This window comes from Rhizobium mongolense USDA 1844 (assembly GCF_000419765.1).
In the GTDB taxonomy this organism is placed as follows: domain Bacteria; phylum Pseudomonadota; class Alphaproteobacteria; order Rhizobiales; family Rhizobiaceae; genus Rhizobium; species Rhizobium mongolense.
The window spans coordinates 1-6698 of sequence record NZ_ATTQ01000067.1; the positions used below are offsets into that span (position 1 = coordinate 1).

The following is a 6698-nucleotide window of genomic DNA, read 5'->3' on the forward strand; positions in this document are numbered from 1 at the left end:
TTATCTCGCTAGAAGATAATGGTCTCGCCCTGACGTTTCGCTTGAGCCCTGCTGTAAGTCACCAGATGAGTCGTCGAACCTGCGCGATCGACAAGACGGATTTCGCCGCCCTTGTTTGAGAGCTGCACCGAATGGCGTGGCAGGAGGATGGTCGTTGCCATGCCGGGACCGAGCGTCACCTCCTTGATGCCGAAACGATTGTTCATCTTGTCGACCAGAAACCAGCCGTCGAGCGGGATTGCCTCGATACCGGTGTTGACGAGCGTCACGGTTTCGTTGCCTTCGTCTGGTCCCATCGGATTGACCAGTGCTGCAACGATCTTGATCGGACCGCTGACGAGGCGTGGGGTGTCGCGGCGTACGTCGTCCGACCACCTACCGCTGGTCCCGCCAGCGATCGGGCGCTCGCCAGCCGGTCCGAGGTAGGCGGGATAAAAAGTTCGAACGGACCGCTCACTTTGGTCGAGGAACAGCTTCATGTCGTAGCGGGCGCCGTTGATTACCGCCTCTTTGGGTGCCCGTGCACCGCGATGGGCGCGTACCGCTCCCATCGCCATCAGACCTTCGACACTGCACCCGACGAAGAAGCCGCCGATCGGCTTTGTCAGAGGGCGGATGGCGCCGGCCTCGTAGTCGGGCGCATCCCAGCGATAGGAAATCGTCACGGATTCGGGAAACTGTTCCTGGCCGTCCTTGGACTGGCCGCGCAGATAGACGATGCGGTCGTCGCGGAAGCCGGGCAGGCGGTTGCGGTCAATCAGCGAGGCGAGACCGTCATCGAGGTAATATTTGTACCAGAAATGATAGCCCTGAACCTTCGGGCCTTCCTGCTCGCCGACAAAAACATGTTCGAAACCGGACAGATCACGGTCGCCGCTCTGGGAGAAGCGGCGGAACCATTGTTCGGTCAGCGTCGCGTACCAGCGGTCGCGCGAGACAGGCGTCCCGGTCTCGTCGGAGATGTAGGCGCGCGCGACTTGCATCGGCGCTGTGTCGACGATCGCTTCGAGCAACTCGTGGACCTCGGCTCGCTCTTCCGGGGTTTCGATCTCGGCTTCGCGTTCATCGAGCATGTAGTTATCGAACAGAGCGCGAGCCAGATCATAGGTCGTCTGTTTGTGCGGCGGAATCACCACTTCGGAGAGAACCTTGAGGTCGGCGGTTGGCTGTTCACCACCATCCTTGGTATTGAGCACGCGGACGAAGCCTGAACTCGGCGCTTCATCGGCCCCGGCCAGGATGGGTTTGACGCCGTTGCCAGTTTGGTCGGCATCCCAGATCTGCTGATAGATGTCCATTCCCGTTCTCCATCAATAAAAGGGTTTGGCTTTCGGGTACTCTATCGATGCGAGTTCAAATGCTGATGACATCCGCCAAGGCCTTGGCGAGGTGTTGGCGTCCTAAGCGGCAACGCCCACTTGCGCGATGCCTGTCTGCTTATTCAACCGGTCTGCCGCAATCACCCGGCAACGCCAAGGCGGTCTTGCTGGAATGTTTGGAGTTTACCCAGTTACCGAGATCTGTTTGCATGCCTACGAACAGTGCGAGCGCACGTCTGGCCGCCTTACCCGGCATGTCCCCGTTTGCGATTGCACATTTGAAGGATATTTCGGCAACGGTCGGAGCTGAATCCGTTGGCCCGAAATACCACAGTGTCAATGCAAACTTGCCAACGATATCGCCGCCGAGTTTCACCCGGGCGCCCTTAAACACGAACTCACGGACATCCGGGCCGCAGACCAATGAAGTGCTGGGTCTGAATTCCGTCTGTAGCGATGCGATATTGTTGCGGAGGGTTGGAAATAGCGATTGCAAGCCGCCAAGGGTGCGATGGGGTTCGCCCCATTCGGCGGTCTGGGTAGTGGAGAGTGAAAAACGACTGCGGATCGACCGCTTGAGGGGAACGATGACCGAGCTTTTGTCCGGCTGCGGATCATCGATCTCCAGCGGCGCGATGTCCTCCTCAAAAGTGGTGCGGGCATCCTCGTTGCTTCCAGGCAACGCCGTCGCTGCGACAACGAACAGGTCGGGCATGCGAAGTTTCAGCGTGATCTCCGGCCGCTCGGCAGTAGGCATTCCATTTTCCGCAGGCAAACGTTGTCGAAGCGCAAGGTCAGATTGAGTTAAAAGGCACTTTGGCGCGTCCCAGAAGCGGACGATACGCTCACTGGGCGCGCCGAACCGGCCATCGTGGCGGGCCTCGTCGTCTCGGCTCCCGAGTGTCTGGATGACCGGTTTCAGCCGTTCTTGCCAGAATGTGTTGGCGACTTTCTCGGAAGGTGGCTCCTGAAACCGATCTGGGTTCAGCAAAAGCTTGTATTCGCGCGCGTCCAGTTCATGCCGCATGATCCGCCCCCCGCTGGAACCTGCACAACCCGAAACTTTGAATATGCCTAATACATGCACTGCGAATTGCTAGCTGGCAAGAGTAAAACTTAAGAGAGTGCAACGCCGGATGGAATGCCTCGGAGGCAGGTAGAACGTATGTAAAAACGCCTCTTCATCGCACGCCTGCTGCCCGAGGGAAAGTTGCACCCGTGGATGATCACGATCGCATCCCGCTTGGCAATTTCTTTGGGTCTGTTGTCGGCGCCTCCATCTTGTCATCAAGGGAAACGCATAGGGTCGGCAGTCATCGGACTGATGAGGCGAGGTGGCTGGCCAAAACAAGCTGAAACCATCGTCAATAAGTTCGAAATAATCTTGAACGAATATCGACAGCGACTTGATACGGTCGAACGATTTTACTAACCGCAAGGATTTAACCGATGGCTGATGATACGAACCCAACCCCTTCAGTCGAGACTGCGTCCGTAGATGCTTCTTCGAAGACAAAAGAAAAGAAGACGCGCGCACCGCGGAAGCCCAAGGCCGCCGCTGAGGCGGTTGCCGATACTTCGGTTAGCGCTCCGCTGAAGAAGACCCGCGGTCCGGGGAAAAAAACCGGAGCGCCCGGTGCGCCTGTTACCCCAGCGGCGGTTGCACCGGCCACTAAGGCACCTGTTTCCCCAAAGAAGCCTAAGGTTTCGAAGGCTCAGCCTTCCAAGCGTACGCCGCAGAGGGTCGAGGCAGTTCCGGCAGAGACCGACGGTTTTGCAGATCTTCTGAAGCTCGAAGAAGAGAACCAGAAGCTGCGTAAGGCACTCTCCGACAAGCTCCGTGCCGAGAACGCGGACCTCCGCAAAAAGCTGGGATTGGTTTGACCATCAAGAGCCGCCATCGGCCGCTTTAAAGCCACTTCACGACTAAAGACTGGGCTCGCATTGCAAGCCCAGTCTCCCGCTCGGTACTATGGGATTGAGAAAACGAGTCGGGAGATGGGGATGCGATCACCGTGGAAGCTAATCAAGGACTTTGCGTCGCGCCGTAAGGTGGAAGAAGCGAGCGGACCGGTCGATGAAATCGTGGCGATACCTGATCCACGGGCAGAGGAACACCGGCCGGACCTAACTCTGCGGGCCGAATTAGAAGCCGCCATAGAATCGAAGTCGACCGTTGACGAGAATGAAGCGAGCGGACAGCGGGAGTCTGCTGGTGTCGCGGCCGAGCTATCCACGCGGGTGGAGCAGTCTGATCCTTTGCTTGCCGAGCCGGCAGAAAGCGGTGCTTTAGAGGGTCGTGACCAACTTTTGCCGGCCACACCCGTCATTCAGGCTGCCGAAGGTGAAACGGGCGCGGACGTCTTGGCAGAAGGTCCCAAAAAGCAAAGGGCAAAGGCTCCTCGGGCGCGGAAAAACCGCGGGGAACCACCCGTCGTCAAAAAAGCGGCGGAAGAGCCAGCGGCGGTGGAGAAAACATTGCTCGATGAGGCCACTGAACTGGACCTCGAAATTAAGGGCCTCAGATCGCAGCTCTCCGCAAAACTGCTTGAGCAGAACGCGCATTTACGTCGCATGCTCGAGCGCTACAACGACAAGTGAGCCGGTGGATTTCAAGCATCCTTCTTTCACCAATTGCTCAACGCTCCGTCGGATCCGTGACCGCGGAATTCAAAACCAAAGTGCTTATGGATGTCGCCAATTTATGTCTGCGGGTAGTGCAATCTCGCGAACTTGCGGGTCTGTAGTTCCGTTCAAGGCGAGCAATCGAGGCCTAGACCGCTATCGGGCCCAAAGCAGCCGGATGTTGGCGCGAATGACCGCTTTGCGCCCCCATTCCGGTCATTCACGATGCGGTGAGCGGATCCTGAAAGCCGACGTTCGCGAACGCCCCACGTCATGGGTCCGGTCGTATGACGCGGCAAAGAAGGCTACGATCTACGCATAGTTGACAAAGAACGCCATCGTCGGCGCGCTGAAGTACGACATGTCGAGCGTATCGGCATGTTAACCTGCGAATTCAAGTTTGACGCCATTGGCACGTTGTAGAAGATCGAGACGCCCGCTCCACTGCGATCGGGTATGCCGCGCTGAAAACACTAAATGTTTGCTTCAACGAAGGCTTCGAAAGCAATCTAGGATTGACGACGCATAACATTTCGGCAAATTGGATCAATTGCTTAATAAGGTCATGCGCTGGAAGTGGCGAGTTTGGGGGGAATTGTGGAAAACTGGTCGGACTATATGGAAATTGTTACCGGAGTGTTTGGGTTCCTTTTGGGATGCGGTGTGACACTGACGGTGCAAAAGTTCCGTCAGGGTAATAACTCCAGCTATTCAGACCAACGCAATTCTCGCGTGGGCGGAGACCAAGCAGGGCGGGATATTCATAAATCGTGAGCCTTCTTGGTACAAATGACCTCCGCCAGTCCCATGTAGGTGGCGATCAAGCCGGCAACAACATAACGAAGATCACCAACTATAATCAGATCGATGGTGCAAAGCCGTCGCAGATAAATCGTCTTCTGAAACTTCTGGCTGAGCAGATATCCACGGACGAATCCATGGTCGGGTTCGTAGACGAATTGCAGTTTTTCGTCGACAACAGGGATGGCGAGACTGTCGTTGGACTGAAGAACAAGCTTGAGATCTGCGGGCGCGGCGCAACTTTCAATGACGCGAAAAAGAAGAAGGAGTTCTTTGCGAAGCTGCTTCTGAAATTCGAACGTTTCTCCAGCGCGCAGCAGTTCTTTGCCTATATCATGGCAGCTATTCACGAGACCTTTGAATCCAAGATTGTTCCGTCGACTGCTGCGTTAACGAATCAGCAAATCGACGAGCTCATCGACAGCGATATTGTTGACAAGATCAAGCGGAAATTGGCGAGGGCTCGGACCATATTACGCTCAACAGGACTCACCTGAAGGGGATGATCTTCTGGCTGGCCGACAAGTGCTACGTGAGGTGGCACTGTGATTAATATCACGTACCTCCCCGGAAACGATCCATTCCACGCAGCGTTCCGCATGTTTGTATTGTTCCCCGATGATAACGCGCCGAGCTGTCAACATGAGACGGCTCGAATCCTGGATTTCTACGTTTGTTTCCCGGTACTGATGTCAGAATTTAAAGCCCCTAAAACGCTTGTCAAAAGTCACAATGCATTAAAGCGCCGATACCTCCCCAACACATATCAGGTGACGCCGAAACCAGCGATAATGTTCCATCGAATGCGCGCGGCCCACAGCGCTGCGTCCAGCAGTCTCCAATCTTTCGGTTTTTTCGATCGTGAGGCTTTCCTCGATGGGTTCGTTCTTCGAACAAGAAAAGAATTGCCGGAGCGAATCTTCGAAGCGGTTGAAGACCACCGGCGAGAAAACGCGGAACTCGTCGCCTTTTTGGATGAACTAAAAGCAGTGAGCCTCTACGGACCGAATGGTCAAAAACCTCTGCAGACTGGCGAAGGTGCAACGCGACATGCTTTGCAATAGACTCCCGGCGCCAAGATTTGATGGAACCCAAGTCGGGGGATTGATGGCTAAGGCGAAAATTATGCCTTCCGTTTCGGTGTTGAGGTCGTCTAAAACTCGTCGGAAGATCCTTGCGACGGGCGAGTACCGAGCGAACTCCAGTTAAGCTTCGCCGTCAACGACCATTGATGTGGGAAAGCCGCCGTAAGGCTTCGCGACGAAAGCCAGTCGTGCTCTGCGAAGGGGCCACATTTTGGCGCTCCGTGGGCATTTCTACAATACACCATCTAAGGAAAATCGAAGTTGTTTGGATTGAAGCGGTTAGCGCGGATCGGCCTTCTGTAACGGGCCTTCCCGAGTCAATCCCTTATGAGCTTAATCCCTCGCCGAGTGCTTGCTTCTGTCCGCAGTCGACGCTGGGTCGCTGCTTTATGGGGTCTGCTGAGGACCGGCTGGCCAATCGGCTCGGAGCGGCAGGCCCTTCGTCATGGCCTCATCCGGAAACACGGACCGGATGAAATCCACGGGAGCCTCCCGGCGGAAGCATAAGAGAAGCAGGCCGGTGAGGTCGATTGCGCTTCGGCGTCTCACTTCTCCGAGATCGGATACCGCCATAGTGCCCACTTAACTCTTGGTGGACACTATCCCACACCAGCACAGTCCAGGCGGTCACCACGCCACGCTTACGTCATACGAACGGGTTCGATCGGCCTGACCGTATATTCCAGGGCTGTTGTGTCCCGCAATGGTCAGACTGGCAAGAGCGCGGTGATGGTCTTCTGATGAAAATGCGCCTCGCGACCACNTCAAAACGTGCCCTTTAGCCCGAAGGAGATCGACATCGACTCGAAGTTTGCCCCGGCCTCATCTTGTACCCAGGGGGAGCGTGTGCCCTTCGCGGTGTCGTCCA

General features: G+C 56.1%; 5 protein-coding genes and 1 pseudogene. 4 read left to right on the forward strand and 2 right to left on the reverse strand.

The window, feature by feature from the left end:
* Positions 1-8: 8 nt before the first annotated feature.
* Both A3C3_RS42955 and A3C3_RS0136745 read right to left on the reverse strand, forming a co-directional pair.
* Positions 9-1298: a hypothetical protein gene (locus A3C3_RS42955; protein ID WP_022719447.1), complete on the reverse strand. Its 1290-nt coding sequence runs from the start codon at positions 1296-1298 to the stop codon at positions 9-11.
* Positions 1299-1437: 139 nt separating this feature from the next.
* Entirely contained in the window at positions 1438-2346 is a 909-nt protein-coding gene (locus A3C3_RS0136745; protein WP_022719448.1) for a hypothetical protein, read from the reverse strand.
* Positions 2347-2768: 422 nt separating this feature from the next.
* Between A3C3_RS0136745 and A3C3_RS0136750 the strand changes: the two genes are divergently transcribed.
* From A3C3_RS0136750 to A3C3_RS0136765, 4 genes and pseudogenes are all read left to right on the forward strand, one after another.
* On the forward strand, positions 2769-3203 hold the full coding sequence (locus A3C3_RS0136750) for a hypothetical protein (protein ID WP_022719449.1): 435 nt from the start codon (positions 2769-2771) through the stop codon (positions 3201-3203).
* A 120-nt stretch (positions 3204-3323) separates the two neighbouring features.
* A complete protein-coding gene (locus A3C3_RS0136755) occupies positions 3324-3920 on the forward strand; it encodes a prolipoprotein diacylglyceryl transferase (RefSeq protein ID WP_028740320.1) in 597 nt (198 codons plus the stop codon).
* Between the two features lie 962 nt (positions 3921-4882).
* Positions 4883-5298, forward strand: a pseudogene (locus tag A3C3_RS0136760) (ABC-three component system protein).
* Positions 5291-5809 carry an ABC-three component system middle component 5 gene (locus tag A3C3_RS0136765; protein WP_145611395.1) on the forward strand — a complete coding sequence of 173 codons (519 nt, stop codon included), beginning with the start codon at positions 5291-5293 and terminating at the stop codon, positions 5807-5809. The pseudogene A3C3_RS0136760 and the gene A3C3_RS0136765 overlap by 8 nt, the downstream one beginning before the upstream one ends.
* Positions 5810-6698 lie beyond the last annotated feature (889 nt).